The sequence below is a fragment of the Streptomyces sp. NPDC037013 genome, from assembly GCF_055607265.1.
This window is the reverse complement of sequence record NZ_JBVJRV010000005.1, coordinates 245301-271151: the sequence shown is the minus strand read 5'-3', so window position 1 is coordinate 271151 and position 25851 is coordinate 245301. Positions and strand designations below refer to the sequence as shown.

Here is a 25851-nt window from a genome sequence, read left to right as displayed (position 1 = left end):
CCGCCCAGTACCCGAGTACTGCTCGCGGTGCCGTACCGGACCCGGGTCCCGGGCGCGTGCCCTTCCGGCGGCCGACGTCCGCGGGGGGCCCGGCGTGATGGCCTGTGAGAGGCCCCGGGGGGAATCTCGTGGGCCGTTCCGTCGCCCGGGAAAAGCAGGGAAAAGACCTCATGATCCGCAAGCTGACCTCGTTCTCCACCCGACATCGATGGATGACGGTCGTCGTCTGGACCGTCCTCGGGGCGGCGCTGTCCTTCGTGGGGCAGTCGATGATGTACGACGTCACCGGCTCCCGGGCCGGTGACTTCCTGCCCGAGAAGTACGACTCGGCCGTGGCGCTGCGCATAGCCGAGGAGGAGTTCGGCACCGAGCCGGACCCCAACGCCCTGACCGTGCTGGTCGCCAGGGACGACGGCGGCCGGCTCACCGCGGCCGACCAGCGGCGGATCGCCGGCACCGCGAACGACCTGGGACACCGGCGCGTCGTCGCGGCGAAACCCGAACCGCTGATGAAGGACCACTCCCAGACCCCGCGGGTCTCACCGGGCGCCGTCGCCCCGGACAGGACGTTCCGGCTGCTCACCGTGTCGCTCGACGGCAACCCCGCCGACCCCGGTCTGCAGGACGTGTACAAGAAGTTCCGGCACTCGGCGCAGGAGGAGTTCGCGGACGACGGTCTGCGCGTCGGGTTCACCGGCGGCATCGCCTCCACGGTCGACGACACGGACGCCGAGGAGTCCACGGGGAAGGTCGTCGGCGCCCTCACCATGGGCCTCATCGTCCTGCTGAACGTGCTGGTGTTCCGCAGCCCGGCCGCCGCCTTCGTGCCGCTGGTCGCGGTGGCGCTGATCGGCGGTGTCGCCTCGGGGGCGGTGGTCGGCGCGGCGAAGCTCTTCGACATCGGCCTCGACCCTTCCACCCCCTCCCTGATCGGTGTCGTACTCCTGGGCATCGGCATCGACTACTTCCTCTTCCTGCTGTTCCGCTTCCGTGAGCAGTTGCGCAACCACCCGGGACAGGACGCCCGCACGGCGGCGGCCGAGACGACCGGGCGGGTGGGCGGGGCGATCACGTCCGCCGCGCTGACGATCGTGGCGGCGTTCGCGACCCTGGGCCTCGCGAGCTTCGGGCAGTTCCGGGTGCTCGGCCCCGCCATCGCGATCGCGGTGCTCGTGATGCTCCTCGCCGCCCTCACGCTGATGCCCGCGCTCCTCGCCGTGTTCGGCCGCGGCATGTTCTGGCCCGCCCGCGCCTGGAAGAAGGAGCGCACGGGCGGGGTCGCCGCACGGCTCGGCCACGCGGTGAGCGAGCGTCCGCTGCGGTGCGTCCTGGCCGGACTGGTGCTGCTCGGCGCGCTGGGCGCGGGCGCGGTCGGCCTGAAGATGAGCTACGACCAGCAGGGACTGCACGAGACCGCGGCCGTCAGGACCGCCGAACAGATATCCCGCAGCCTCCCCGCGGGTGTCTCCGACCCGCATAGCGTCTACGTGCGCAGCACCGACGGCGGGCAGATCGAGGCCGGTTCCCTCACCGGGATGACCCGGTCCCTCGGCAAGGCGGAAGGGGTCGGACAGGTCGGCGAGCCGGTCTTCAACAAGGACCGCACCGCCGCCCGGGTCGACCTCTATCTGAGCGTGGAGTCCGCCACGCAGAAGGCGCGCGACCTGGTCTCGGGGCCCGTCAGGGACACCGTCGCCCGGACCGCGCCGCAGGGCACCGAGGCCCATGTCACCGGCACGGCGGCGGTCTTCGCCGACATCGCGACGGCCGTGGAGAAGGATCTGCGTCTGGTCTTCCCGGTGGCCGCGCTGCTGATCGCGGTGATCCTCTTCCTGCTGCTGCGCTCCCTGCTCGCACCGGTCGTGCTGATGATCGCCGTGGGGCTCGGCTTCCTCGCCACCCTCGGCGCGAGCACCCTGGTCTTCCAGCACGCGCTGGACCGCCCCGGCGTCTCGTTCACCCTGCCCCTGGTGCTCTTCCTCTTCGTCGTCGCCCTCGGCACCGACTACAACATCCTGATCACCGACCGGATCAGGGAGGAGATGGCGAAGCCGGTGACGGCCAGGCAGGCGGTGGCCGAGGCGGTGCGGCACACGGCACCGGCCATCGCGACGGCCGGCATCGTGCTCGCCGGCTCCTTCGCCAGCCTGGCCGCGAGCCCCGCCACCCAGGAGATCGGCTTCGCCACCGGCCTCGGGATCATCCTGTCCTCGCTGGTGCTTTCCCTGGTCCTGGTGCCCGCGCTGGCCGCGATCCTCGGCCGCGGGCTGTGGTGGCCGCGCAGGCAGCACCGGACGCCGGAGTACGGCGGGTCGCCGCGGGAGCCGTACGCCGCAGAGCACCACCAGCCGTACACCGCCGCTCCGGCCGAACCCGTCCACCGGTCGTCGTCCTGGTAGACCCTTCGCCCCCACCGGGCCGGCGCCCGGGAACCGAACCGGTCTTGCGGGTACGGGTGTTCGCCGCCGTCCCGCTCAGGCAGGACCGGTGGGGTCATGGGTGATCAGGTCCCCCGGCTGGCACCGCAGGACGTCGCAGATCCTCGACAGGGTCGAGAAGCGGATGGCCTTGGCCCGCCCGTTCTTCAGCACGGAGAGGTTGACGACGGTGATGCCGACCTGCGCGGAGAGTTCGGTCAGGGTCATGCCGCGCTCGGCGAGCATCCGGTCGAGGTGGATCCGGATCGAGTGGAGCTCCTCTTCGGCCATCAGATGGTCCCTTCGAGGTCCTCTCGCATCCGGACGCCTTCGCGCATGACCTTACCCATGATCACCGCGGCGAGTCCGGCCAGGACGAGTTCCATCGACCCGGAGACCGTGGGCCCCGAACCCACCATCGGCGCCATGCTCCCGACGAGCCAGGAGTGGGACCAGCCGGCGATGAATCCGGCCAGTGGTGTGCCGAGGGCGACGAACCAGCCGAGCCGGGAGAGCCGTTGGGCCACCTCCTCCGTGAACGGCCCCTGGTCCAGGACCGCCTTCAGGAGCCGGGAGAAGAGCAGCAGCGCGAGGGTGCCGAACAGCAGCCAGGGCAGCCGACCGCCGAGGTCGGCGGCGCGCTGTCCCACGGAGGGGCTGTCCCGGCAGAGGCGCTCGGCGCTGCTGGACGCCGTCACGCCCTTGGCCAGGGGCAACTCGTCGGCGAGCGACGCGTTGCGCCAGAACTGGGTCTCCACGCAGACCGCGCCGTCGTCGAGCATGTGCGTGACCGCCGTGCCGAGGAAGGCGAGCCCGCTGAGCACCGCCAGGAAGAAGGTGATCGAGGCCAGGGCCCTCGTGAGCCGCGTGTTCATAACGTCCCTCCCTATCGAATTTCGATATGCCCAACCTAGAGGAGCATATCGATATTCGACAAGTCGGGGCTGTCGGCGGCGTGGGCGCCGACGGGCCGGGGCGCGGTGTCACACCGCGACGGACTCCTCCATCTCCTCCTCGCGCTCGTCCTGTTCGGCGAGGGCCGTGTGCGGGGCGGCGGCAGGTGCCGGTGTGCCGCGCCGGCCCCGCTCCCAGAGCGCCGCCACGGCGACGGTCAGCAGGCCGAGCGCCAGCCAGCCGGCCAGGGTCCAGACGTGCGACGCCAGGTCGTGGCCGCCGAAGTAGAGGTGGCTGCGGATGCCCTCGACGAAGCCGGCGCCGTTCCAGAACGCGTGCAGGGAGCCGAAGAAGCCGTTCTGCAGCTCGGGACGGAAGAGACCGCCGGACGTCGTGAAGTTGAGCATCACGAAGAGCACCATCATGGCCAGCGTCGTCCAGCGCTTGAGGAACGTGTGCAGCCCGACGCCGATGAACAGGATTCCGGCCGCGTACAGCCAGGCCATCGCCCACACGCCCCACAGCCCGTGGTGCACCAGGTGGAAGATCGGCCCCGCGAGCGCCGCGCCGATCAGGCTGACGGCGAAGGAGACGCCCACGACGAGCCCGGCGCGGGCCCGCATCCGCAGCCCCGCGCCCGCCGCGCCGAGCACCGCCACCGACGCGTACGAGCCGATGCTCACGGCGACGAGCAGGAAGAACAGGCCCTGGCCCGTGGGGTCGTCGTCGACCGGGGGCGCCACGTCGGTGACCTTCAGGGGCAGGCCCTTGCCGGCCGCGACCGGCGTGAAGATCTTCTGCGCCGCCGTCGCGCTCATGTCGGATCCGGCGGTGGCCACGATCAGTTCGGGCGACTTCGCGTCCGGTACGTAGGCCCCCGCTATGTCCTGGGACTCGAGCGCGTCGACCGCCTGCGCGCGGGAGGTGAGGGTGCGCACATCCAGGGCGTCGCCCGCCTTGTCCTTGATGGTCTGGGCGAGTACCTGGGCCTCTGGTCCCGAGCCGACGACGGCGACCGGCATGTCGTTCGGCTCGGGCGTGACGAACGCGCCCATGTAGGCGAGGCCCATGCCGAGACACATCAGCAGGGGCGTGACCAGGTGCAGGAGGACATGGCGCAGCACGTCGCGCAGTCGGGGCGCGGGTTCCGCGGTGGCGGACATGGGGTCACTCCGGGGGTTCGGCCAGGGGGCTGGCGGAGGTGGTCGGTACAGGTAGTTGGTATATACAACTCTTTTCGATGTTGTACTCTACAACCATTCGCGGAGAGGGAGAAATCGTGACTGATCGAGACGGTGTGCGGCCCATGCCGGGGCCCGCGGGGCGCGACGGGTCCATCGAGGTCATCCAGCGGGAGATGACCGCCTTCGCCCGCCGGGCCAGGGCCACCGCCGCGCGGATGCACCCCGAGCTCTCGCTCGTCTCCTTCACGCTGCTCAGCCATCTGGAGTACCAGGGCGGCTGCCGGGCCACCGACCTCGCCGCGCACTACACCCTCGACAAGTCGACGATCAGCAGGCAGGTGGGGGCGCTGGAGAAGGCCGGCCTCGTCGAGCGGCGGCTGGACCCGACCGATCACCGGGTGCACGTCCTACACCTCACGGACCGGGGCAACGAGGTCCTCGTACAGGTCGGCGCCGCGCGGCGGGTCGCGTTCCGGGAGCGGCTCGCGGGGTGGAGCGAGGAGGATCTGACGCGGTTCGCGGAGTATCTGCTGCGCTACAACGAGGTCGCGGCGGACGGGGAGGGTGTCGCGTAAGGGGGAGCGGGCAGCCGCCGACGGTGGAGGCGAGGGCAAGGAAGCCTTGCACGAGACGTCTCGTCTCGTTTACTGTGTGAGGCATGATCACGCCTCGGCCCGCCCATATCGCCATGTTCTCCATCGCCGCCCACGGCCACGTCAACCCGAGCCTGGATGTCATCCGCGAGCTCGTCGCCCGGGGCCACCGGGTCACGTACGCCATCCCGCACGCCTTCGTGGAGAAGGTCGCCGCGACCGGCGCCGAACCGCGCCCCTACACCACGACCCTGCCCTCCGCCGACGACGACCCGGAGGCGTGGGGGACCGAACTGATCGACAACCTCGAACCGTTCCTCACCGACGCGATCGAGGTCCTCGACGAGCTCGCCCGCGCCTACGAGGGCGACGAGCCCGACCTCGTCCTGTACGACATCACCTCCTATCCGGCCCGCGTCCTCGCCCGGCGCTGGGGCGTCCCCGAGATCTCGCTCTCGCCGAACCTCGTCGCGTGGGACGGTTACGAGGAAGAGGTCGCCGAGCCGATGTTCGCGGAGCTGAAGGCGTCCGAGCGCGGGCGCGCGTACTACGACCGCTTCACCCGCTGGCTCACCGAGAACGGTGTCACCCAGCACCCGGACCCCTTCGTCGGCAGGCCACCGCGCTCGCTCGTGCTGATCCCCAAGGCGCTCCAGCCCCACGCGGACCGGGTCGACGAGAGCGTGCACACATTCGTCGGCGCCTGCCGGGGCGACGATGTGGCGCAAGGTCAGTGGGAGCGGCCCGCCGGGGCCGAGAAGGTGCTGCTCGTCTCGCTCGGCTCGGCCTTCACCAAGCAGCCCGCCTTCTACCGCGAGTGCCTCAAGGCCTTCGGCGACCTGCCCGGCTGGCATGTGGTGCTCCAGGTCGGCGCACACGTCACCGCGGACGAACTGGGTGACATACCCCACAACGTGGAGATCCACCCCTGGGTGCCCCAGGTCGCCGTCCTGGAGAAGGCCGACGCCTTCATCACGCATGCGGGCGCGGGCGGCAGTCAGGACGGGCTCGCCACCGCGACGCCCATGGTGGCCGTGCCGCAGGCCGTGGACCAGTTCGGCAACGCCGATATGCTCCAGGGGCTCGGCGTCGCCCGGCACCTGCCGATGGCCCAGGCGACCGCTGAAAGGCTGCGCGAGGCCGTGCTCGCCTTGGTCGACGACCCCGAGGCGGCCCGCAGGCTGGCGGAGATACGGGACGGGATGGTGCGGGAGGGCGGTACGGCGAGGGCGGCCGATCTCATCGAGGAGGAGCTCGCGAAGGCGCTGCCCGTTCGGGCCCTTGATAACACTCCGTGACGTTTTTGGTAACGTCCCGGTCATTCGGTAACGCTCAGGTAACGCGGCACCGTCCTGGAAGGGCCATCGACTCGTCCTGAAAAGGTGACCCATACCCCCGGCCAAAGGTTGTATGCGCCAGATCTTGTTCCTTGGACGAATGTCTTTCTAGCGTGGGGTGAACTTTCGCCGAACGCCAGGAAGTTGACCCCCATGCGTCGAGACATACCGCCCCTCGCCGAGGTGCGCCGCATCACCCAGAAGAAGCGCGACGCGTGGTGGACCGTGTTGCTTGTCGATCCGGTCGCCACGCCGTTGGTGCGGTTCACCGCGATGCGGACGAGAGTCACGCCCAACCAGATCACCTGGGGAGCGTTCATCCTCGGCCTCGGCTCGGCGGCGTGTTTCGCCTTCGGTGACTGGAAGTGGTTGGCGCTCGGCGCGGTCATCTACCACTTCAGCTTCATCTTCGACTGCATGGACGGCAAGCTCGCCCGGCTCACCGGGCAGGGCTCCGTCTTCGGCGCCTGGCTGGACTTCGTCTTCGACCGGATCCGCGTCATGGTGTGCGGCGTCGCGCTGATGTGGGGACAGTACGACCGCACCGGCGACACCCTCTACATCTGGCTCGCGCTCGCCGTCGTCGCGCTCGACACCCTGCGCTACATCAACTCGCTCGAGATCTTCAAGATCCGCCACACCATGCGCAAGCAGATCAAGTCGCGCATGCGGGCCGCACGCCGGGCGCAGAACGAGGCGGAGCTCGCCTTCATGGAGGACCTGCTCCGCGACAACCCGTCCGCGGACATCGAGCAGGACCTGCAGCGCGCCGCGGGCGAGGCCCCCTACGCGCAGCCGGCCGTGGAGGACGGTGCCGAGGGGGAGACGGCACCGGCCCCCAAGCCGCAAGTGATCGACCTGCACCAGGAATTCCGGCGCAAGTTCCCCGCGTACCTGCGGGCCCGTTCCTTCCTGCTGCGCCACCGCATCCGCGCGCACCTGGTGAGCGGCATCGAATTCCAGATGGGCGTCTTCATGATCGGCCCGCTCCTCGACGCGGTGATGCCCGCGACGATCATCTCGGGCGCGCTCCTGCTGATCTTCGAACTCGCCATCATCTACAAGCTGTTGCTCTCGACCCGGGACTTCACCCGGACCATCGACTCCTTCGAGGCGGAGAAGGTCGTCACCGCGGCGTGATCCGCGGTTCCTCACACCACCGGGCGGGCTGGAATCTCCAGCCCGCCCGGTGGTGCGTGTGGGGCGCAAACGCCTTGCTGTTACCGGGAGTTGCGGGTTCCGCGGCCCGGGATGTCCGTTCCGGTGGGACAGATCCGGTTTGTTATTACGGAACCTTGTTGAACAAGTCACAGCTGTATGTAGGTATTGATCTGCGCGCGTCAATCAGACAGGGTTTCGTCCCAACACCCGGAGATCTTCCGGCTCTCCAGGGGCGTCGCGATGAACCTGTCGCCGCGGCGAGCCTCTGGCGACACAGCTGAATACCCCCCACATCCCCCCACATTCACCACGAGGAGACCCCTCTTCATGGCAACTCACAAGCGTGCCCGCACGGTGAAGCTCACCGCCGCGATAGCCACCGCCGCCACCGCTGTCGGCGTGACCGTCTTCGCCACCTCCTTCGCCGGCGCGGCCACCCCCGCCGAGGGCAAGGTCTACGGCGCCGACGCCAAGGGCGCCGTCGCCGGGAGCTACATCGTGATGCTCGACGAGAAGGTCGACAAGGGCACCAAGTCCGAGCTCGCCGAGGAGTACGGCGGCTCGCTGGGGCGCAACTACTCCTCCGCCATCAACGGCTTCTCGGCCAAGGGCCTGACCGAGACCGAGGCCCGCCGCCTCGCCGCCGACCCGGCCGTCGGCAAGGTCGTCCAGTCGAAGAAGTTCTCCATCGACGCCACCCAGGACAACCCGCCGTCGTGGGGCCTCGACCGCATCGACCAGGCGGACACCGCGGGCGACAAGAAGTACACGTACCCCGACGCCGCGGGCGAGGGCGCCACCGCCTACGTCATCGACACCGGTGTCCGCGTCAGCCACAAGGACTTCGGCGGCCGCGCCACCTCCGGCTTCGACGCCGTCGACAACGACGACAACGCCGACGACGGCAACGGCCACGGCACGCACGTCGCCGGCACCATCGCCGGTGAGGCGCACGGCGTGGCCAAGAAGGCGAAGATCGTCGCCGTCCGCGTCCTGGACGACCAGGGCTCCGGCACCACCGAGCAGGTCGTCGCGGGCATCGACTGGGTCACCAAGAACCACAAGGGCCCCTCCGTCGCCAACATGAGCCTCGGCGGCGGCGCGGATGAAGCGCTCGACGCGGCCGTCCAGAAGGCCATCGACGCGGGCGTCACCTTCGCCGTGGCCGCCGGCAACGAGTCGACCGACGCCTCCCAGGGCTCCCCGTCCCGCGTGAAGGACGCCATCACGGTCGCCTCCTCCACCAAGGACGACAAGCAGTCCGACTTCTCCAACTACGGCTCAGTCGTGGACATCTACGCCCCCGGCTCGGACATCACGTCCGACTGGAACACCGGCGACGACGCCACCAACACCATCTCCGGTACGTCGATGGCGACCCCGCACGTCGTGGGCGCCGCCGCCGTCTACGTCGCCGCCCACCCGGATGCCAAGCCCGCCGACGTCGCCAAGGCGCTGACCGACGGCGCCACCCCGGACAAGATCTCCAACGCGAGCGAGGGCACGCCCAACAAGCTCCTGAAGGTCGTCGAGTAACCCGCACGGCCCCCTGAGCCGCGGCCGTCGTGCCCACCCCCACGGGGCACGACGGCCGCTCTATCGTGTCCGCATGACGATCACCACCTATGCGGCACTGCTCCGCGGCATCAATGTGGGCGGCCACAAGAAGGTGCCGATGGCCCGGTTGCGCACGCTCCTGGAAGGGCTCGGCCACGGCGGCGTACGCACGTATCTGCAGAGCGGCAACGCCGTGTTCACCGCGGACCACGGTGACGAGGAGTCGCTCGCCGCCGAGGTCCGCGCGGCGATCGAGGAGAGCCTCGGCTTCGCCGTCGACGTCCTGGTCCGCGACGCCGCCTACCTGAAGGCGGTCGCCGACGCCTGCCCCTTCCCGGCCGCCGACCTGGAGGCGAAACAGCTCCACGTCACCTACTTCTCCGCGCCCGTCGGCCCCGAGCGCTTCGCCTCCATCGACCGGGGCACCGCGCTGCCCGAGGAGTTCGCACTCGGCGACCGCGTCCTCTACCTCTACGCGCCGGACGGCCTCGGCCGCTCCAAGCTCGCCGAACAGCTGTCGAGACCCGCCCTCAACAAGGGCCTCATCGCCACCAGCCGCAACTGGAACACCGTCACGCGGCTCGTGGAGATGACCCGTGACTGAGCAGATGCCGGCCACACGCAACCCCGCCGTCGAAGCGGCCGTCGAGGCCGAACTGCGCCTGCTCGACCCACGGGTGCGCGCCTCTCCGGAGCTCTTCGGCGCGCTGCTGCACCCCGAGTTCACCGAGTTCGGCGCCTCCGGCGCGCGCTGGGACCGCGCGTCGATCGTCGAGGTCCTCACGGCGGCCCCGGCTCCCGGCGACCACCCCACCACCGCCTCCCGCATGCGGGGCGTCCAGCTCGCCGACGACCTGGTCCACCTGACCTTCGACACGGACAGCAACGGCCGCCGGGCCCACCGCAGTTCCCTGTGGCGGCGCACCCAGGACGGCTGGCGGCTCTGGTTCCACCAGGGGACGCCCTTCCACGAGGAGTGACCCGGGCGCGGCCCGGTCGGCGCCGGGAAGTGGCTCGGAGGAACAGGCCCTCAATGGCCCACGAGAGGGTGCCAATGGCCGGTTAGTGTCGGGGCATGACGAAGACGGCCACCGCATCCGATGCCACCACCGGCGCCAGCACCGGCGCCCCGACCCGCGTCGACTTCTACTACGACCCGGCATGCCCGTTCGCCTGGATCGCCTCGCGCTGGATCCTGGAGGTCGAACGCCACCGCGAACTCGACGTCCGCTTCCACGTGATGAGTCTCTTCTTCCACAACGTCGGCAACGACCTGCCCGACTGGTACCGGGACCTGGTCGACCGCTCGCTCACCCTCACCCGGATCGCCGCGGCCGCCGCGGACCGGCACGGCGAGGAGATCCACCGCGCCCTCTACACCGCCTTCGGCACCAGGATCCACCAGGAGAAGAACGAGGACTTCGACGAGGTCGCCGCAGAGGCCCTCGCCGAACTCGGCCTCCCCGCCGGCCTCGCGGCGGCCGGCCACGACGCCGCCTACGACGAACTGCTGCGCCGCAGCCACGACGCGGGCAAGGACCCGGAGGCCGACGGCTACGTGGGCACCCCGACGATCCACGTCGACGGCACCGTCTGGTTCGGGCCCGTGCTGCGGGCCGTCCCGCGCGGCGAGGAGGCCGCCCGCCTCTTCGACAGCTTCCGGGTCCTCGCCGGCCACCCGGACTTCTTCGAGCTCAAGCGCACCCGCACCGGCGGCCTGGACTTCTCCTGACGTCAGGCGGGTGTCACGCGCGAGGTGAGCTGGAGGGTGAGGGTGCCGTTCTCCTCCGGCACCTCACGCGTGCGCGTGTAGCCGAGCCGCTCAAGGACGGCGAGCGAGGGAGCGTTCCGCGCGTCCACCGTCGCGTGCACCTCGGCCAGCCCCAGGGTCTCGTGCCCGTACGAGGTGAGGAGCCCCGCGAGTTCGACGCCGAGCCCGAGACCCCAGCTCGACTTGTTCAGGCCGTAGACGATCTCGTGGCCGTCGAGCCAGGGCTCGGGCGAGGGCTTGATCTCGCCGTGCCCGATGTAGCGGCCTTCGTACCGGACAGCCCAGACGGGGAAGCGCTTCTCCGCGTAGATGACGCTGAATATCCGGCCGAACAGGGCACGGTCCTCCGCCGCGCTCTGCATGCCGTCCCCGAACCAGCGGCCCACGGGCTCGTCCTGGAAGAGCGCGACGAAGTCCGCCTCGTCGGCGGCGGCGTAGGGGGAGAGGAAGAGGCGCTCGGAGCGCAGTTCGGGAGTCACCCGGGTGACCGTAAGGGGGCGGACCCCACCCGGCAACCGGTTTCACCCGCCTCCCGGTGGTGATCGGTCACCCCACCGCCCGCGGCAGTCCGATCGGGTTCGGGAACGGCAGGACGTCCGAGTCCAGGATGCGCCGGGCGGCCGGCTCCAGGGCGGCGAGGAGGGCGTCCGTCTCCGCCCGGGACAGCGGATGCAGCAGCCGCCCGGCGAGGCGGTCCGTGTCGTCCTCGATCAACTCCCGTACGGTGACGCCGTGTTCCGTCACCCCGCCCGAGGCATCCAGCAGGCCCCTGGCGCGCAGCCGGTCCACGGCCGCCGTCCAGGCCTCCTCGTCCCAGCCGCGGTCCTGCCGGATGCCGGCCGGGTCCACGCGGTCGGTGGCGGCGGCCAGGACGAGGCTCTCGCGGGCGTCCAGACCGTGGTCGGCGAGTACCGCGATATGGGCATCGCCCCGGAACTCGCGTACGCAGGTGACCAGTTGCCACAGCCGCTCGACCGGGTCGGCGCGGTGCGCCAGGTCGCGGTTGGCGGCGAAGAGGGGACGGGCCAGCGAGGGGGCGTCCTCCACCATGGCGGCCAGGGGGTCGTTGACCGCGGCCGCCAGCGCGTCGGCGTAGGGGATCAGGTGGCGCAGGGCACCGGCGGTGAGCCGGGCCCGCTCCTCGACGACCCGGTCCGGGGAGGCGTACTCCCAGGCCGACGGGAGGGCGCGGGCCACCATGTCCGGCGCGAAGACACCGAGTGCCGCGGCCGCCACCCCCGGTCCGACCCGGCCCATCGGCGCGGTGCGGGCCGCGAAGTACCCCATCCAGAAGCCCTTGAGGCCGACGGCCCTGCCGAGGCCGCGGCAGCGCTCCTCGAAGTAGACCACCGCGTGCAGGGGTTCGGTCCGCAGCCACAGTGTGCGCGATCGGCTCGGGGTCATGAACCCACAAGCTAGGCCAGTGCGGGAATCCGCGCCAGGGGAGCAACGGGGCACGTGCCGGGCGCATAGGCCTCGTCGTAGCGCCGCAGCAAAAGGTGAGCCACTTCGGGGGCCGGGCCGAGGACGTCCGCGAGGACGTCGGCCTCGGCCTCGGCCGCGCCCCGGGCGATGCGGTCCGGCAGGAAGCCGGGGGCCAGGACATAGGGGGCGACGGCGACCCGCCGCACCCCGTCCACGGCCCGCAGTGCCCGCACGGCGTCCGCCGTGCGGGGCAGAGGTGCGGAGGCGAACGCAGGCCGCACGGCGCACCAACCGGTGTGCCGCCACTCCCGCGCGATGTCAGCGATCACTGCGATCGCCTCCGGGTCCGATGACCCCGCCGAGGCCAGCACGACCCCGGTCGAGGACTTGTCGGCGGGGTCGAGCCCCGCCTCGTACAGCCGCCGCTCCAGAGCGGAGACGAGCAGCGGCGACGGGCCGAGGACCGCCGCCCGGCGGATGCGGAGGCCGGCGGGGGCCTCCCGCAGCACCGCGGGGATGTCCGACTTGGCGTGGAACGCGCGGGTCAGCAGCAGCGGCAGCGCCACGACGTCGCGCACCCCTTCGGCCGCGAGCCGCTCCAACACACCCGAGACGGTGGGGGCGTTGAAGTCGAGGAACCCCGTCTCCACCCGCAGCCCCGGGCGCAGCGAGCGCACCCGGCGCACCAGCGCGCGCACGGTCGCGGCGTGCCGCGGGTCGCGGCTGCCGTGGGCGATGACGAGAAGGACGGGACGGTGCACGGTGGTTCAGCTCCTCACCAGGAGGCCGCGGCCGCGCAGGACGCGCCGCTCGAGCGGGCTGAAGATGAGCAGGTCGATGGCGATGCCGACGATGAGGATGAGGAAGATGGCCAGGAAGATCATGGGCATGGAGCTGGCGTTGCGGCCGTTCTCCAGGAGCTGGCCGAGGCCGACGCCCAGTTCGGGCGAGGAGGCGATGATCTCGGCGGCCATCAGCGAACGCCAGGAGAACGCCCAGCCCTGCTTCAGCCCCGCCAGGTATCCGGGCAGGGCCGCCGGAAGCACGATGTGCCAGGTGTGGAGCAGCCCCGTCGCGCCGAGCGTGCGGCCCGCGCGAAGGTAGAGCGGGGGCACCTGGTCGACGCCGGAGACCAGGCCGTTGGCGATGGAGGGCACGGCGCCGAGCAGGATGACCGCGTACATCATCTTGTTCTCCAGGCCCAGCCAGAGCACCGCCGGCGGGACCCACGCCACGGACGGCAGTGACTGAAGGCCGGAGAGGATCGGCCCGATGGCGGCCCGCACGAACCGCACCCGGGCCACGATCAGGCCCAGCGGGGTGCCGATCGCGAGGGCCATCAGGAAGCCGAGCAGGCCGCGCGAGACCGAGGTCCAGATGTAGTCGAGGAGCGTGCCCTGCAGCCAGGCCGCGCGCACCTCGTCCCAGACCGCGGACGGCGAGGGCAGCTTGCCCGGGTCGTCGACGATCTCGAAGGTGACCAGCGCCTGCCAGACCAGGAGCACCAGCAGCACCGCGGTGAGCGGCGGCAGGACCTTCTGCACCAGGACCTGGCGCACCGGGGTACGGGTGGGGCCCGCGGTCGACTCCAGGGCGTCGAGACCCGCCTCCAGACCGGCGAGGTCCTGGCCGTCGCCGGTCTCCTTGCGCGGCCCGCCCGTCTCGCCGGCCGGGCCGGTCGTCTCGCTGACCGGGCCGGTCGTCTCAGTCCTTGCCATGGCGGCGGATCTCCCCACGCAGTTGTTCGGTGATCTCGACGGACAGTTCCGCGACGGCGGTGTCCTCGATGCGGCGCGGGTGCTCGATGCCGACCCGCCACTCGTGCGCCACCCGGCCGGGACGCGACGAGAGGAGCACGACGCGCTGGGCCAGGCGGACGGCCTCGCGGACGTTGTGCGTGACGAAGAGGATGGAGACGTCCGTCTCGCGCCAGACGCGGGTCAGTTCGTCGTGCAGTACGTCGCGGGTGATCGCGTCGAGCGCGGCGAACGGCTCGTCCATCAGGAGCAGCCGGCTGTCCTGGGCCAGGGCGCGGGCCAGCGCCACCCGCTGGCGCATGCCGCCGGACAGCTCGTGCACCCGCTTGCCGTACGAGCCCTGGAGCCGGACGAGTTCGAGGAGTTCCTCGGCCTTCGTGCGGCGCTCGGCCTTGGGCACGCCGCGCAGTTTCAGGGCGAGTTCGATGTTCTTGCCCGCGGTGAGCCAGGGGAAGAGCGCGTGCTCCTGGAACATCAGGGCCGGGCGGCCGTCGGTGGTGATGGTGCCCGCGGACGGCCGGTCGAGCCCGGCGACCAGGTTGAGCAGGGTCGACTTGCCGCAGCCGGAGGCTCCCAGGAGGGTGACGAACTCGCCCGGCGCGACATCGAGCGTGATGTCGTCCAGGACCAGCTGGGGTCCGGCGGGTCCGCCGAAGGACTTCGAGACGTGCTCGATGCGGGCGGCGTGCGCGGCCGTGGTGCGGATGTCCTCCGCGGCCTTGGCGAGGGTGGTTGCCATGGTCGTCACCTCCTGGGAACGGTCGTCTTTCCGGGGTTACTTGACGCCGAGGCCGGCGTCGTCGACCGGGGACTTCCCCGCGGCCTTGAGGACCTTGTTGAGCGGGCGGAGGTCGTAGATGCCCTTGAGGTCGGGCTTCTCCAGGAGGCCTGCCTCGACCGCGTGGTCCGCCTCCGTGCGGAGCGTCGACGCCAGCGGGTCGTCGGTGGTCGTGATCGACTTCCACGCGGGGTCGAGCACCGAGGCGGGCAGCGGCTTGCCCACGTCGGCCTTGAGCCGGGCGTTCGCGGCGGCCTTCGCCTTGCCGGGGTTCTTCGCGATCCAGGCGTTGGTCTTCACGGAGCCGCGCAGGACGGCCTCGACGACCTTCGGGTGCTCCTTCAGGAACTCCTGCCGCACGATGATGTTGGTGATCACGAACTTCTTGTCCGGCCAGAGGTCGGCCTCGTCGAGCAGCACCTTGCCACCCTCGGCGACCAGCTTGGACGCGGTCGGCTCCGGCACCCAGGCGCCGTCGATGGAGCCGGACCGGTAGGCGTCCGGGGTGATCTTGTTGTCGGTGCGGACCACCGACACGTCGCCCTTGCCGCTCTGCGCGTCGGTGTGCCAGCCCCGCTCGGAGATCCAGTTGAGGAACGCGACGTCCTGGGTGTTGCCGAGCTGCGGGGTCGCGATCTTCTTGCCCTTGACGTCGTCGAGGGACTTGATCTTGTCCGGGTTGACCACGAGCCGCACGCCGCCGGAGGCCGAACCGCCGATGATCCGCAGGTTCTTGCCCTGCGACTTCGTGTAGCCGTTGATGGCGGGGGAGGGGCCGATCCAGCCGATGTCGATCGACCCGGCGTTGAGCGCCTCGATCTCCGAGGGGCCCGCGTTGAACTGGGAGTACTTCGCCTCCGTGCCGCCGAGCTCCTTCTGGAGGATGCCCTCCTGGTTGCCGACCAGGGCGGTGGCGTGGGTCAGGTTCGGGAAGTACCCGAGCTTCACGGTGTCCAGGCCGTCGATCTTCTCGGCACCGGCGGCGACCTTGGACTTCTCGTCGGTCTCGGCCGCATCGGAGCCGTAACCGCAGGCACCGAGGGCGAGGGCCAGCAGGGGCAGCGCCGCGAGGGCGGCGCGTCGGGTACGCGGGGCAGGCACGGGAGGTGGTCCTCTCGTAGGCCCGGTCTCACGCCGTCAGGTCGTGGCCGGGCGGTCGGCAGGTCTTCGTCGTCGAACAAAGCGGCCCCCGGGGAAGGGGCGGGCGAGGGCGCGCATGCGGTGCGCGTACGTCAGCGCGCACATCGCGCCACCCCGCCCTGTCCGCTGCCGAGGGCGCCGCTGCCGATGCGGCCGCCCTCTTTCGCGAACGTCGCGAACACGTCGACGTAGGTCATGTCAGAAGTCCCAGCTCTCGTCGTCCGCCGGGGTCCCGGCCTCCGCCACGGCATCGGCGGCCGCCGCGAACGCGTCGCCCGCCATGCCCGCCGCGAGCGTCGTGCCGTCCGCCGGGTCGATCAGCAGGAAGGAGCCGGTGCGGCGCGAGTCGGCGTACGCGTCGACCGCGAGCGGCTCGGCGGTACGGACCTTCACGCGGCCGATGTCGTTGGCGACGAGCTGCCCGGGCTCCGGGTGCTGGGAGAGGTCGTCGAGGGTGAGCCGCGACGGGATCTCCTTGACGATCGCCTTGACCGTACGGGTGGTGTGCTTGAGCAGCACCCGCTGGCCGACGGTGAGGGCGGTGTCCGCCACGTGGCAGACCGTCGCCTCCAGCTCCTGCGTGGTCGGCGGGGTGTCACCGCTCGGCACGATCAGATCGCCGCGCGAGATGTCGATGTCGTCCGCCAGGAGCAGGGTGACGGACTGCGGCGTCCAGGCCACGTCCACCGCCTTGCCGAGCAGGTCGATGCCGGTGATCCGCGAGGTGCGGCCGGACGGCAGGACCGTAACGGACTCGCCGACGCGGAAGGTGCCGGCCGCGATCTGGCCCGCGTAGCCGCGGTAGTCGGGGTGCTCGGCGGTCTGCGGGCGGATCACGTACTGCACGGGCAGCCGCGCGTGGCAGGAGGCGAGGTCGTGGCTGACCGGGACCGTCTCCAGGTGCTCGAGGACGGTGGGGCCGCCGTACCAGTCCATGTTCGAGGACGGCTCGACCACATTGTCGCCGGCCAGCGCCGAGATCGGGATGGCGGTGATCTCCGGGACGCCCAGCTCGCTCGCGTACGCCGTGAACTCCTCGGCGATCTCCGCGAAGACCTTCTCCTCGTACGCGACGAGGTCCATCTTGTTCACGGCGAGGACCACGTGCGGGACCCGCAGGAGCGCGGCGACCGCGGCGTGCCGGCGGGTCTGCTCGATGACGCCGTTGCGGGCGTCGACGAGGACCACGGCGAGGTCGGCCGTGGACGCGCCGGTGACCATGTTCCGGGTGTACTGCACGTGCCCCGGCGTGTCGGCGAGGATGAACCGGCGCCGGGCCGTGGCGAAGTAGCGGTACGCCACGTCGATGGTGATGCCCTGCTCCCGCTCGGCCCGCAGGCCGTCGGTGAGCAGCGCGAGGTCGGGGGTGTCCTGACCGCGGTCCTGCGAGACCCGCTCGACGGCCTCCAGCTGGTCGGTGAGGACCGACTTGGAGTCGTGGAGGAGGCGGCCCACGAGCGTGGACTTGCCGTCGTCGACGGAGCCCGCGGTGGCGAACCGCAGCAGGGTGGTGGCCGACAACTGCTCGGTGGAGAGCGGCTGTACCGGCTCAGTGGTGCTCTTGCTCATGGTTAGAAGTACCCCTCGCGCTTGCGGTCTTCCATCGCGGCCTCGGAGAGCTTGTCGTCGGCCCGGGTGGCCCCGCGCTCGGTGAGGCGGGACGCGGCGATCTCGGTGATGACGGCGTCCAGCGTCGTGGCGTCCGAGTCGACCGCCCCGGTGCAGGACATGTCGCCGACGGTGCGGTAGCGGACCAGCCGCCGCTCGACCGTCTCGCCCTCCTTGGGGCCGCCCCACTCGCCCGCGGTCAGCCACATGCCGGAGCGCTTGAACACGTCCCGCTCGTGCGCGAAGTAGATGCCCGGCAGCTCGATCTCCTCACGGGCGATGTACTGCCACACGTCCAGCTCGGTCCAGTTGGAGAGCGGGAAGACGCGGACGTGCTCACCGGGCGCGTGCCGGCCGTTGTAGAGCTGCCACAGCTCGGGGCGCTGGCGGCGCGGGTCCCACTGCGAGAACTCGTCGCGCAGCGAGAACACCCGCTCCTTGGCGCGCGCCTTCTCCTCGTCGCGGCGCCCGCCGCCGAAGACCGCGTCGAACCGCTCGCTCTGGATCTTCTCGGTGAGCGGCACGGTCTGCAGCGGGTTGCGCGTCCCGTCGGGGCGCTCGCGCAGCTTGCCCGCGTCGATGTACTCCTGCACGGAGGCGACGTGCAGCCGCAGCCCGTGCTCGGCGACGACGCGGTCGCGGTACTCGATGACCTCGGGGAAGTTGTGCCCGGTGTCCACGTGAAGCAGCGAGAAGGGGACCGGCGCGGGGGCGAATGCCTTGAGCGCCAGGTGCAGCATGAGGATGGAGTCCTTGCCGCCGGAGAAGAGGATCACCGGCCGCTCGAACTCTCCCGCCACCTCGCGGAAGATGTGCACCGCCTCGGACTCCAGGGCGTCCAGGTGGCTGAGCGCGTACGGGCTGTCCGTCTCCTCGGAGACGCCTGCGACGGTCGTCATGCGAGACCCCTCTCGGTGAGCAGCGCGTGCACGGCGGCAGCTGACTCCTGCACGGTCTGGTCCTGCGACTCGATGCGCAGATCCGGTGATTCGGGCTCCTCGTACGGGTCGTCGACCCCGGTGAGACCGGAGATCTCACCGGCCGCCTGCTTGGCGTACAGACCCTTGACGTCGCGTACGGAGCACACCTCGACCGGCGTGGCGACGTGCACCTCCACGTAGGCGCTGCCGGTCTCCTGGTGGCGCTTGCGGACCGCCTCGCGGCTGTCCGCGAACGGCGCGATCACCGGTACGAGGGCCAGCACGCCGTTGCGGGCGAGGAGTTCGGCGACGAAGCCGATCCGCTGCACGTTGGTGTGCCGGTCCTCGCGGCTGAAGCCGAGGCCCGCCGAGAGGAACGTGCGGATCTCGTCGCCGTCGAGCACCTCGACGCGGCGCCCTTCGGCGCGCAGCCGGCCCGCCAGTTCGTAGGCGATGGTGGTCTTGCCGGCGCTGGGCAGGCCGGTGAGCCAGACGGTGGCTCCGGTCGTCACGTGGTTCTCCCGGGTCTGTTGCTGCTGAGTCTGCGGCGCGGTCATCCGTGGATCCCGCACTCGGTCTTGGCGTTCCCGGCCCAGCGGCCGGCCCGCGCGTCCTCGCCCTCCAGGAGGCGGCGGGTGCAGGGGGCGCAGCCCACCGAGCCGTAGCCGTCCATCAGGAGCGGGTTGGTCAGGACGCCGTGCTCGGTGACGTACGCGTCGACGTCGTCCTGGCTCCAGCGGGCGATCGGCGAGACCTTGACCTTGCGGCGCTTCTCGTCCCAGCCGACGACCGGGGTGTTGGCCCGGGTCGGCGACTCGTCGCGGCGCAGGCCCGTGGCCCAGGCGGCGTATCCCTGGAGCCCGTCCTCCAGCGGCCGCACCTTGCGCAGCGCGCAGCACAGGTCGGGGTCGCGGTCGTGCAGCCTCGGGCCGTACTCGGCGTCCTGCTCGGCCACGGTCTGCCGCGGTGTCAGCGTGATGACGTTGACGTCCAGCACGGCCTCGACGGCGTCGCGGGTGCCGATCGTCTCCGGGAAGTGGTAGCCCGTGTCCAGGAACACGACGTCGACACCGGGCATGACCCGCGAGGCGAGGTGGGCGACGACCGCGTCCTCCATCGAGGAGGTCACGCAGAACCGGCTCCCGAAGGTGTCCGCGGCCCACCGGAGGATCTCCGTGGCGGAGGCGTCCTCCAGATCGCGCCCGGCCTGCTCGGCGAGCGCCTTCAATTCGTCGTCCGTACGCTTCAGTTGATCCTGAGCGGTCGTCATATCTGGTCCCCTCCACCGCTGGTGTGCTGAACGCCCCGGGCGAGGAGCCCGAGGAACTTCAGCTGAAAGGCGCGGTTGCACCCCGCGCATTCCCAGGCGCCGTGACCGGTCTCGTTCGGACGCAGGTCCTCGTCGCCGCAGTAGGGGCAGTGGAAGGGGGCGGCGCGCTCGCTCACTTGAGGGCCTCCTCGGACGCGCGGGCCGTCCAGGCGGCGAAGCGCTCGCCGTCCTCGCGCTCCGCCTGGAAGCGACCGAGGACCCGCTCGATGTAGTCGGGCAGCTCGGTGGCGGTGACCTTCAGGCCGCGGACCTTGCGGCCGAACCCGGCGTCCAGGCCGAGCGCGCCGCCCAGGTGCACCTGGTAGCCCTCGACCTGGTTGCCGTCGTCGTCGAGGACCAGCTGGCCCTTGAGGCCGATGTCGGCGACCTGGATGCGGGCGCAGGCGTTCGGGCAGCCGTTGATGTTGATGGTGATCGGCTCGTCGAACTCCGGGATGCGGCGCTCCAGTTCGTCGATGAGCGAGGCGCCGCGCGCCTTGGTCTCGACGATGGCGAGCTTGCAGAACTCGATGCCGGTGCAGGCCATGGTGCCGCGCCGGAACGGCGAGGCGTTGACGCGAAGGTCGAGCGCCTCCAGGGCGGAGACGAGCGAGTCGACCTGCTCCTGCTCGACGTCGAGCACGATCATCTTCTGCTCGGCGGTGGTGCGCAGCCGGCCCGAGCCGTGCGCCTCGGCCACCTCGGCGATCTTGGTGAGGGTGGCGCCGTCGACGCGGCCGACGCGGGGCGCGAACCCGACGTAGAAGCGGCCGTCCTTCTGCCGGTGGACGCCGAGGTGGTCGCGCCAGACGCCGGCGGGCTGCTCGGGCGCGGGGCCGTCGACCAGCTTCCGCTCGAGGTACTCGTCCTCCAGGACCTGCCGGAACTTCTCCGGGCCCCAGTCGGCGACGAGGAACTTCAGGCGGGCGCGGTTGCGCAGGCGGCGGTAGCCGTAGTCGCGGAAGATGCCGATCACGCCGCCGAACACGTCCGGCACGTCGTCGAGCGGCACCCAGGCGCCAAGCCGCACGCCCAGCTTGGGGTTGGTGGAGAGGCCGCCGCCCACCCACAGGTCGAAGCCGGGGCCGTGCTCGGGGTGGTGCACGCCGACGAAGGCGACGTCGTTGATCTCGTGGGCGACGTCGAGCTGCGGGGAGCCGGAGATCGCGGTCTTGAACTTGCGCGGCAGGTTCGAGAAGTCGGGATTGCCGATGAAGCGGCGCTGTATCTCGTCGATCGCGGGGGAGCCGTCGATGATCTCGTTCTCGGCGACACCGGCGATGGGCGAGCCGAGGATGACGCGGGGCGTGTCGCCGCAGGCCTCGGTGGTGGAGAGCCCCACGGCCTCCAGGCGGCGCCAGATCTCGGGGACGTCCTCGATGCGGATCCAGTGGTACTGGATGTTCTGCCGGTCGGTGAGGTCGGCGGTGCCGCGCGCGAACTCCTGGGAGACCTCGCCGATGACGCGCAGCTGCTCGGTGGTGAGCCGGCCGCCGTCGACGCGCACCCGGAGCATGAAGTACTCGTCGTCCAGCTCCTCGGGCTCCAGGATCGCCGTCTTGCCGCCGTCGATCCCGGGCTTGCGCTGTGTGTACAGCCCCCACCAGCGCATCCGCCCGCGCAGGTCGTTGGGGTCGATGGAGTCGAATCCACGCTTCGAATAGATCGTCTCAATACGTGTCCGCACATTGAGACCGTCGTCGTCCTTCTTGAACTGCTCGTTCCCGTTGAGCGGCGTGAAGTGACCGACGGCCCACTGGCCCTCGCCGCGGTGACGGCTCGCCTTGCGGCGGGGCGTGGCTGGGGCGGGCTTTTCTGGCGTGGCGGCCATGGTGGTACGTCCTTCGGGGCAGCGGGAAGCTTCTCTGACCTGCGGATATGGCACATGGCCGCGAGTGGTGGCACATGCGGAAATGTGCGCGCGGCGCTGCGCAGGGAGGTAGTTCAGGGAAAAGAGAGCGGCGGTGCTGAGTCGATCAGCGAGCCGGACACATGGCGCTGGACATGCGGCCGAGGTCGACGTGACGTCGACTCACCAAGGCGTTTCCAGTGCGATCCATGCCGGAAGCGTGTCATGGGACTTTCGGCCCAGTCCAGCATTATCCAAAATGTGGACACCCTTGTCCCGCATCGTGGACAAGGGTGTCGCCGGTCACAGGGGGCCGGGGTGGGGCAAGGGAGAAATCAGCCGCGCTCGGCGCCGGGCCACGGTCCCGGCGCGGGCACCTCGGCCTCCTGCTCGACCTTGGTGTCGAAGAGCCGGAAGCCGCGCCGCAGGTAATTGTCCATGGCGTGCTCGCCGTCCTTGGAGCAGGTGTGGAGCCAGACCCGTTCGGTCGGCGCGAGCTGCGGCCACCGCTCGGCCAGGTCCCAGGCGCGGGCGGTGGCGTACGACAGGAGGTGGCCGCCGATGCGGCGCCCGCGGAAGGCGGGGAGCAGGCCGAAGTAGACGATCTCGACGACGCCCTCCGCCGCGTCCCCCCGCTCGCCGCGCGCCGCCAGCTCCACGTACCCGGCGGGCGTCCCCCTGTCGTAGGCGACCCAGGTCTCCACGCCCGGCCGGTCGAGCAGTTTCTGCCACTCGGCGTGGGTGAGGGAGAGCCGGTCGGTCCAGTGGATGTCCCCGCCGACGGACGCGTACAGGAAGCGGCTCAGCTCCGGCGAGGGCACCTCGGCGCGCACGATCCGTACGTCGCCCTCGGGCGCTTCGGCCGGGAGCAGGTCGGAGGGAGAGGTCTGTTCGAGGGACCAGGTGGTGACAGTGATGCTCATGGGGCTCAGAAAATCATGGGTGGGGTCTCAAGGTTCCGCCGCGTGTCTCGCCGCCCGCACCGCCGGAGCCGTCGAGTGGGGCAGCAGGTCCACCGGGCGCTCCGGCATGATCACGTCCACGTCGACGTCCTCGTGGAGGCGGTAGGGGCGGTGGGCGAGGAGTCCGCCCAGATAGCGCCGCACCCGGGACAGTTCCGCGCGGACCGTCACCGTGCGGGCCGGGTCGCCGAACATGTCCTCGGCCAGACCGGAGGCGGTGCGTCCGCCGCGTGCGGTGCAGAGCAGATAGAGCAGCTCGGCGTGGCGCGGGCTCAGGTCGTGCGTCCAGTCGCGGGCACCGCCGAGCACGGAGAGCGTCCACCGGCGCGGGCTGCTCACGTCCAGGACGAGGCGGGTCGCGGTGGCCGGGCGGGGGGTGTCGCCGGGATCGTCGAGCCGCAGCAGCCAGCCGCCGGGCAGGGGCTCCACCAGGCAGGAGCCGAGCGAGGGGAGCCAGGTGCGGCCCGCGCCGAAGGACTTGGGCAGGGCGAGGCGGTCGGCCGGGGGCATGCCGGTCACCGCGGCGGTCCAGCCGTGCACGTCCACCGCGAGCGCCCGCCCGTCGAGCCGGGCCAGCACCGGCGCCGCCACCGCGCGCAGCCGGTCGAGTGCGGTCACGTGCCGGTCCCGCAGCCGGGCCTCGGCGAGCTTGGCGACCGAGTCGACCAGGGAGAGCGTCGCGGGGTGGATGGTCCGCAGCGGTCCGCTGACGTCGACCACGCCGAGCAGCCTGCCGTCGCGCGGGTCGGTGATCGGGGCGCCCGCGCACGTCCACGCGTGGTGGGTCCGCACGAAGTGCTCGGCGGAGAAGACCTGTACGGGGCGGCGCACCACCAGCGGCGTGCCGACGCCGTTCGTGCCGACCACGCTCTCCCGCCAGTCCGCCCCCGGTTCAAAACCGAGCGCGTCCGCCTTGCGCAGCACCGAGGCGTTGCCCTCCCGCCACAGCACCCGGGCGTCCGCGTCGCAGACCACCATGATGTGCTGCGCGGCGTCGGCCACCGAGACCAGCGCGTGGCGCAGGACCGGCAGGATCTCCGCGAGCGGCGAGGCGCGGCGGCGCTCCTCCAGCTCCTCCTCGCTGAGCAGCCGCGACCGGACGTCGCGGTCCGGGTCGACGCCGCCGAGCATCATCCGCCCCCACGAGTCACCGATCACCGGACGCGGCAGGACCTGTGGCGGCCGCCCGGAGAGCGTGGCGTCGCGCACGCCTTTGAGCAGCTGTGCGGCGTGCGCGAGGTCCATGGCGGATATCCGCGCGAGATCTATCGTCGACGGGGCGTTCATGGCCACTGGGTCCTTTCCGGCCAGACCAGTGTGCGGGGGCTGGTTTCCATCGTGCCCCGTCGGTGTCTCCCCGGGTGACGCATCGGCGATGAAACGGGCTGGCATCACAGCGAGTTGCAACCTCCTGCAACTCTGGCCAACGCCCGAGGGGTACAGGAATGTGGGCACAACACCGCCCGTGCGGTGTTCATGCTCCTCAAGGGGGCTGAGAGACGGGGGTGGTGCCGTGTCGGCGCGGCACCACCCCCGTATCGTCCCGCAGGCGCCCTAAAGCGCCGGAGCGGTCCGTTCCACCACGGCGGCCAGATCCAGACTGTGCGGCAGCGTGCCGAACGCCGCGCCCCAGTCCCCGCCGAGCCGTGAGGCACAGAACGCGTCGGCGACCTCGGCCGGCGCGTACCGCACGAGCAGCGACCCCTGGAGCACCAGCGCCATGCGCTCCACCAGACGGCGCGCCCGCGCCTCGATGCCCTCCAGGTCGGCCAGTTCGGTCAGCAGGTCCTTGATCGCCCCGTCCAGGCGGTGGTCGGCGCCGCGCGCCGCGCCGACCTCCCGCAGGAACGCGTCGAGCGCCTGCGGCTCGCGCTGCAGCGCCCGCAGCACGTCGAGCGCCTGGACGTTGCCCGAGCCCTCCCAGATGGAGTTGAGCGGCGCCTCGCGCAGCAGCCGGGGCATGCCCGACTCCTCCACGTAGCCGTTGCCGCCCAGGCACTCCAGCGCCTCGCCCACCAGCGGCGTGCACCGCTTGGTCACCCAGTACTTCGCGGCCGGCACCGCGAGCCGCAGGAACGCCCGCTCCTGCTCGCTGCCGTCGTCGTACGCCGCCGCGAGCCGCAGCGCCAGCGTCGTCGCCGCCTCCGATTCAAGGGCCAGATCGGCCAGTACGTTGCGCATCAGCGGCTTGTCGACCAGTTTGCCGCCGAACGCCTCCCGGTACGTGGCGTGGTGCACGGCCTGCACCACGGCCTGCCGCATCAGCGCGGCCGATCCGATCACGCAGTCGAGCCGGGTCGCCGCCACCATCTCGATGATGGTGCGCACCCCGCGCCCCTCGTCGCCGACCCGGCGCGCCCACGTCCCGTCGAACTCGACCTCGCTGGAGGCGTTGGACTTGTTGCCGAGCTTGTCCTTGAGCCGCTGGATGGCGAAGGCGTTGCGCGTGCCGTCCTCCAGGACGCGCGGCACCAGGAAGCAGGTCAGCCCCTGCTCGGCCTGTGCCAGCACCAGGAACCCGTCCGACATGGGCGCGGAACAGAACCACTTGTGGCCGGTGAGGGCGTATGTGCCGTCCTCCGCGAGCGCCCGCGCCCGCGTCGTGTTGGCCCGCACGTCGCTGCCGCCCTGCTTCTCCGTCATCCCCATCCCGAAGAGGACGCCGGCCTTCTGGGACGCCGGGCGCAGCCCCTCGTCGTAGACCATCGAGGTCAGGCGCGGCTCCCACTCGGCGGCGAGCGCGGGGTCGGCGCGCAGGGCGGGCACCGCGGCGTGCGTCATCGAGACCGGGCAGCCGTGGCCCCCCTCGGCCTGCGTCCACACCAGGAAACCCGCGGCCCGCCGCAGGTGCCCGCCCGGCCGCGACCAGGCGGCGGTCAACCCGCCGGAGACGGCCTTGCCGAGCAGCCGGTGCCACGCCGGATGGAACTCGACCTCGTCGATCCGGTTCCCGTACCGGTCGTGCGTGTGCAGGACGGGCGGGTTCTCATTGGCCTGATTTCCCCACTTCTGTGCCTGGGCCGAGCCCGCCGAGCGGCCGAGCAGGGAGAGTTCGTCGCGGGCGGAATCGAGGAGCGCGGGGTCCAGATGCCGCTCGACGCCCTCCACGAGGGCCCGGTCGGACGTGAATACGTCGTATCCCACCAGGGGCGGAGCCTGGTTGGTCACTGTGTGGGTGCTGGCTGCCAT

The 25851-nt window shown here is 71.1% G+C and carries 26 protein-coding genes and 1 pseudogene; 8 read left to right on the top strand and 19 right to left on the bottom strand.

Features of this window, described 5'->3' with window-relative positions; all coding sequences use genetic code 11:
* Positions 1 to 170 precede the first annotated feature (170 nt).
* Positions 171 to 2399 carry an MMPL family transporter gene (locus ACZ7DY_RS20275; protein WP_471137160.1) on the top strand — a complete coding sequence of 743 codons (2229 nt, stop codon included), beginning with the start codon at positions 171 to 173 and terminating at the stop codon, positions 2397 to 2399.
* A gap of 75 nt (positions 2400 to 2474) precedes the next feature.
* On the opposite strand, the gene ACZ7DY_RS20270 is transcribed toward ACZ7DY_RS20275, so the two are convergent.
* The 3 genes from ACZ7DY_RS20270 to ACZ7DY_RS20260 all read right to left on the bottom strand — a co-directional run bounded on the left by ACZ7DY_RS20270 (position 2475) and on the right by ACZ7DY_RS20260 (position 4474).
* Positions 2475 to 2708 (bottom strand): helix-turn-helix domain-containing protein, encoded by a 234-nt coding sequence (locus ACZ7DY_RS20270; RefSeq protein ID WP_471137158.1) that lies wholly within the window; start codon positions 2706 to 2708, stop codon positions 2475 to 2477.
* Complete coding sequence (locus tag ACZ7DY_RS20265) at positions 2708 to 3292, bottom strand: DUF2975 domain-containing protein (RefSeq protein WP_471137156.1); 585 nt, start codon at positions 3290 to 3292, stop codon at positions 2708 to 2710. Before ACZ7DY_RS20265 ends, ACZ7DY_RS20270 begins: the two co-directional genes overlap by 1 nt.
* Before the next feature lie 108 nt (positions 3293 to 3400).
* Positions 3401 to 4474, bottom strand: coding sequence for a hypothetical protein (locus tag ACZ7DY_RS20260; RefSeq protein ID WP_471137154.1), 1074 nt, complete (start codon positions 4472 to 4474; stop codon positions 3401 to 3403).
* A gap of 143 nt (positions 4475 to 4617) precedes the next feature.
* Here ACZ7DY_RS20260 and ACZ7DY_RS20255 point away from each other — a divergent pair, with 143 nt between their 5' ends.
* The 7 genes and pseudogenes from ACZ7DY_RS20255 (at position 4618) to ACZ7DY_RS20225 (ending at position 10875) form a co-directional block, all read left to right on the top strand.
* Positions 4618 to 5070, top strand: a complete 453-nt coding sequence (locus tag ACZ7DY_RS20255; RefSeq protein WP_471137712.1) for a MarR family winged helix-turn-helix transcriptional regulator — start codon at positions 4618 to 4620, stop codon at positions 5068 to 5070.
* Positions 5060 to 6386, top strand: a pseudogene (gene mgt, locus ACZ7DY_RS20250) (macrolide-inactivating glycosyltransferase). The gene ACZ7DY_RS20255 and the pseudogene mgt overlap by 11 nt, the downstream one beginning before the upstream one ends.
* A gap of 192 nt (positions 6387 to 6578) precedes the next feature.
* Positions 6579 to 7565 (top strand): CDP-alcohol phosphatidyltransferase family protein, encoded by a 987-nt coding sequence (locus ACZ7DY_RS20245; protein WP_471137152.1) that lies wholly within the window; start codon positions 6579 to 6581, stop codon positions 7563 to 7565.
* 348 nt (positions 7566 to 7913) lie between these two features.
* Entirely contained in the window at positions 7914 to 9122 is a 1209-nt protein-coding gene (locus tag ACZ7DY_RS20240; RefSeq protein WP_471137150.1) for a S8 family peptidase, read from the top strand.
* 73 nt (positions 9123 to 9195) lie between these two features.
* Positions 9196 to 9747 carry a DUF1697 domain-containing protein gene (locus ACZ7DY_RS20235; RefSeq protein WP_471137148.1) on the top strand — a complete coding sequence of 184 codons (552 nt, stop codon included), beginning with the start codon at positions 9196 to 9198 and terminating at the stop codon, positions 9745 to 9747.
* 4 nt (positions 9748 to 9751) lie between these two features.
* On the top strand, positions 9752 to 10123 hold the full coding sequence (locus ACZ7DY_RS20230; RefSeq protein WP_471137711.1) for a nuclear transport factor 2 family protein: 372 nt from the start codon (positions 9752 to 9754) through the stop codon (positions 10121 to 10123).
* A 95-nt stretch (positions 10124 to 10218) separates the two neighbouring features.
* A complete protein-coding gene (locus ACZ7DY_RS20225) occupies positions 10219 to 10875 on the top strand; it encodes a mycothiol-dependent nitroreductase Rv2466c family protein (RefSeq protein ID WP_471137146.1) in 657 nt (218 codons plus the stop codon).
* 2 nt (positions 10876 to 10877) lie between these two features.
* Here the strand turns inward: ACZ7DY_RS20225 and ACZ7DY_RS20220 are convergent, their stop codons facing one another.
* The 16 genes from ACZ7DY_RS20220 to ACZ7DY_RS20145 form a co-directional block, all read right to left on the bottom strand.
* The gene (locus ACZ7DY_RS20220; protein WP_471137144.1) at positions 10878 to 11393 is read right to left on the bottom strand and encodes a GNAT family N-acetyltransferase; all 516 of its coding nucleotides are present in this window, start codon (positions 11391 to 11393) and stop codon (positions 10878 to 10880) included.
* Between the two features lie 67 nt (positions 11394 to 11460).
* Positions 11461 to 12318: an SCO6745 family protein gene (locus ACZ7DY_RS20215; RefSeq protein ID WP_471137142.1), complete on the bottom strand. Its 858-nt coding sequence runs from the start codon at positions 12316 to 12318 to the stop codon at positions 11461 to 11463.
* A gap of 11 nt (positions 12319 to 12329) precedes the next feature.
* Positions 12330 to 13100, bottom strand: coding sequence for a sirohydrochlorin chelatase (locus ACZ7DY_RS20210; protein WP_471137140.1), 771 nt, complete (start codon positions 13098 to 13100; stop codon positions 12330 to 12332).
* 6 nt (positions 13101 to 13106) lie between these two features.
* A complete protein-coding gene (locus tag ACZ7DY_RS20205) occupies positions 13107 to 14057 on the bottom strand; it encodes an ABC transporter permease (RefSeq protein WP_471137138.1) in 951 nt (316 codons plus the stop codon).
* Positions 14044 to 14835 (bottom strand): ABC transporter ATP-binding protein, encoded by a 792-nt coding sequence (locus ACZ7DY_RS20200; protein ID WP_471137136.1) that lies wholly within the window; start codon positions 14833 to 14835, stop codon positions 14044 to 14046. Before ACZ7DY_RS20200 ends, ACZ7DY_RS20205 begins: the two co-directional genes overlap by 14 nt.
* Positions 14836 to 14871: 36 nt before the next feature.
* Positions 14872 to 15975 carry an ABC transporter substrate-binding protein gene (locus ACZ7DY_RS20195; RefSeq protein ID WP_471137134.1) on the bottom strand — a complete coding sequence of 368 codons (1104 nt, stop codon included), beginning with the start codon at positions 15973 to 15975 and terminating at the stop codon, positions 14872 to 14874.
* A 237-nt stretch (positions 15976 to 16212) separates the two neighbouring features.
* Complete coding sequence (locus ACZ7DY_RS20190; RefSeq protein WP_471137132.1) at positions 16213 to 17583, bottom strand: sulfate adenylyltransferase subunit 1; 1371 nt, start codon at positions 17581 to 17583, stop codon at positions 16213 to 16215.
* Positions 17584 to 17585: 2 nt separating this feature from the next.
* Complete coding sequence (cysD, locus tag ACZ7DY_RS20185; RefSeq protein WP_471137130.1) at positions 17586 to 18521, bottom strand: sulfate adenylyltransferase subunit CysD; 936 nt, start codon at positions 18519 to 18521, stop codon at positions 17586 to 17588.
* Positions 18518 to 19099 (bottom strand): adenylyl-sulfate kinase, encoded by a 582-nt coding sequence (cysC, locus tag ACZ7DY_RS20180; RefSeq protein ID WP_471137128.1) that lies wholly within the window; start codon positions 19097 to 19099, stop codon positions 18518 to 18520. Before cysC ends, cysD begins: the two co-directional genes overlap by 4 nt.
* Positions 19096 to 19812 carry a phosphoadenylyl-sulfate reductase gene (locus ACZ7DY_RS20175; RefSeq protein ID WP_471137126.1) on the bottom strand — a complete coding sequence of 239 codons (717 nt, stop codon included), beginning with the start codon at positions 19810 to 19812 and terminating at the stop codon, positions 19096 to 19098. The genes cysC and ACZ7DY_RS20175 overlap by 4 nt, the downstream gene beginning before the upstream one ends.
* Positions 19809 to 19988 carry a hypothetical protein gene (locus tag ACZ7DY_RS20170; protein ID WP_471137124.1) on the bottom strand — a complete coding sequence of 60 codons (180 nt, stop codon included), beginning with the start codon at positions 19986 to 19988 and terminating at the stop codon, positions 19809 to 19811. The genes ACZ7DY_RS20175 and ACZ7DY_RS20170 overlap by 4 nt, the downstream gene beginning before the upstream one ends.
* Positions 19985 to 21682: a nitrite/sulfite reductase gene (locus ACZ7DY_RS20165; protein WP_471137122.1), complete on the bottom strand. Its 1698-nt coding sequence runs from the start codon at positions 21680 to 21682 to the stop codon at positions 19985 to 19987. Before ACZ7DY_RS20165 ends, ACZ7DY_RS20170 begins: the two co-directional genes overlap by 4 nt.
* A 145-nt stretch (positions 21683 to 21827) precedes the next feature.
* On the bottom strand, positions 21828 to 21911 hold the full coding sequence (locus tag ACZ7DY_RS20160; RefSeq protein WP_317850861.1) for a putative leader peptide: 84 nt from the start codon (positions 21909 to 21911) through the stop codon (positions 21828 to 21830).
* A 124-nt stretch (positions 21912 to 22035) separates the two neighbouring features.
* Positions 22036 to 22623, bottom strand: a complete 588-nt coding sequence (locus ACZ7DY_RS20155; RefSeq protein WP_471137120.1) for a GNAT family N-acetyltransferase — start codon at positions 22621 to 22623, stop codon at positions 22036 to 22038.
* A gap of 27 nt (positions 22624 to 22650) precedes the next feature.
* Positions 22651 to 23907 carry a GAF domain-containing protein gene (locus tag ACZ7DY_RS20150; protein WP_471137118.1) on the bottom strand — a complete coding sequence of 419 codons (1257 nt, stop codon included), beginning with the start codon at positions 23905 to 23907 and terminating at the stop codon, positions 22651 to 22653.
* A 309-nt stretch (positions 23908 to 24216) separates the two neighbouring features.
* Positions 24217 to 25851 carry an acyl-CoA dehydrogenase family protein gene (locus tag ACZ7DY_RS20145; RefSeq protein WP_471137116.1) on the bottom strand — a complete coding sequence of 545 codons (1635 nt, stop codon included), beginning with the start codon at positions 25849 to 25851 and terminating at the stop codon, positions 24217 to 24219.

Excerpts from the sequence above, each read along its gene's own strand:
- ACZ7DY_RS20275 (WP_471137160.1), top strand. The coding sequence starts at position 171 with ATGATCCGCAAGCTGACCTCGTTCTCCACCCGACATCGATGGATGACG.
- ACZ7DY_RS20270 (WP_471137158.1), bottom strand. The coding sequence starts at position 2,708 with ATGGCCGAAGAGGAGCTCCACTCGATCCGGATCCACCTCGACCGGATG.
- ACZ7DY_RS20265 (WP_471137156.1), bottom strand. The coding sequence starts at position 3,292 with ATGAACACGCGGCTCACGAGGGCCCTGGCCTCGATCACCTTCTTCCTG.
- ACZ7DY_RS20260 (WP_471137154.1), bottom strand. The coding sequence starts at position 4,474 with ATGTCCGCCACCGCGGAACCCGCGCCCCGACTGCGCGACGTGCTGCGC.
- ACZ7DY_RS20255 (WP_471137712.1), top strand. The coding sequence starts at position 4,618 with ATGCCGGGGCCCGCGGGGCGCGACGGGTCCATCGAGGTCATCCAGCGG.
- ACZ7DY_RS20245 (WP_471137152.1), top strand. The coding sequence starts at position 6,579 with ATGCGTCGAGACATACCGCCCCTCGCCGAGGTGCGCCGCATCACCCAG.
- ACZ7DY_RS20240 (WP_471137150.1), top strand. The coding sequence starts at position 7,914 with ATGGCAACTCACAAGCGTGCCCGCACGGTGAAGCTCACCGCCGCGATA.
- ACZ7DY_RS20235 (WP_471137148.1), top strand. The coding sequence starts at position 9,196 with ATGACGATCACCACCTATGCGGCACTGCTCCGCGGCATCAATGTGGGC.
- ACZ7DY_RS20230 (WP_471137711.1), top strand. The coding sequence starts at position 9,752 with ATGCCGGCCACACGCAACCCCGCCGTCGAAGCGGCCGTCGAGGCCGAA.
- ACZ7DY_RS20225 (WP_471137146.1), top strand. The coding sequence starts at position 10,219 with ATGACGAAGACGGCCACCGCATCCGATGCCACCACCGGCGCCAGCACC.
- ACZ7DY_RS20215 (WP_471137142.1), bottom strand. The coding sequence starts at position 12,318 with ATGACCCCGAGCCGATCGCGCACACTGTGGCTGCGGACCGAACCCCTG.
- ACZ7DY_RS20205 (WP_471137138.1), bottom strand. The coding sequence starts at position 14,057 with ATGGCAAGGACTGAGACGACCGGCCCGGTCAGCGAGACGACCGGCCCG.
- ACZ7DY_RS20200 (WP_471137136.1), bottom strand. The coding sequence starts at position 14,835 with ATGGCAACCACCCTCGCCAAGGCCGCGGAGGACATCCGCACCACGGCC.
- ACZ7DY_RS20190 (WP_471137132.1), bottom strand. The coding sequence starts at position 17,583 with ATGAGCAAGAGCACCACTGAGCCGGTACAGCCGCTCTCCACCGAGCAG.
- cysD (WP_471137130.1), bottom strand. The coding sequence starts at position 18,521 with ATGACGACCGTCGCAGGCGTCTCCGAGGAGACGGACAGCCCGTACGCG.
- cysC (WP_471137128.1), bottom strand. The coding sequence starts at position 19,099 with ATGACCGCGCCGCAGACTCAGCAGCAACAGACCCGGGAGAACCACGTG.
- ACZ7DY_RS20175 (WP_471137126.1), bottom strand. The coding sequence starts at position 19,812 with ATGACGACCGCTCAGGATCAACTGAAGCGTACGGACGACGAATTGAAG.
- ACZ7DY_RS20165 (WP_471137122.1), bottom strand. The coding sequence starts at position 21,682 with ATGGCCGCCACGCCAGAAAAGCCCGCCCCAGCCACGCCCCGCCGCAAG.
- ACZ7DY_RS20160 (WP_317850861.1), bottom strand. The coding sequence starts at position 21,911 with ATGGATCGCACTGGAAACGCCTTGGTGAGTCGACGTCACGTCGACCTC.
- ACZ7DY_RS20155 (WP_471137120.1), bottom strand. The coding sequence starts at position 22,623 with ATGAGCATCACTGTCACCACCTGGTCCCTCGAACAGACCTCTCCCTCC.
- ACZ7DY_RS20150 (WP_471137118.1), bottom strand. The coding sequence starts at position 23,907 with ATGGACCTCGCGCACGCCGCACAGCTGCTCAAAGGCGTGCGCGACGCC.
- ACZ7DY_RS20145 (WP_471137116.1), bottom strand. The coding sequence starts at position 25,851 with ATGGCAGCCAGCACCCACACAGTGACCAACCAGGCTCCGCCCCTGGTG.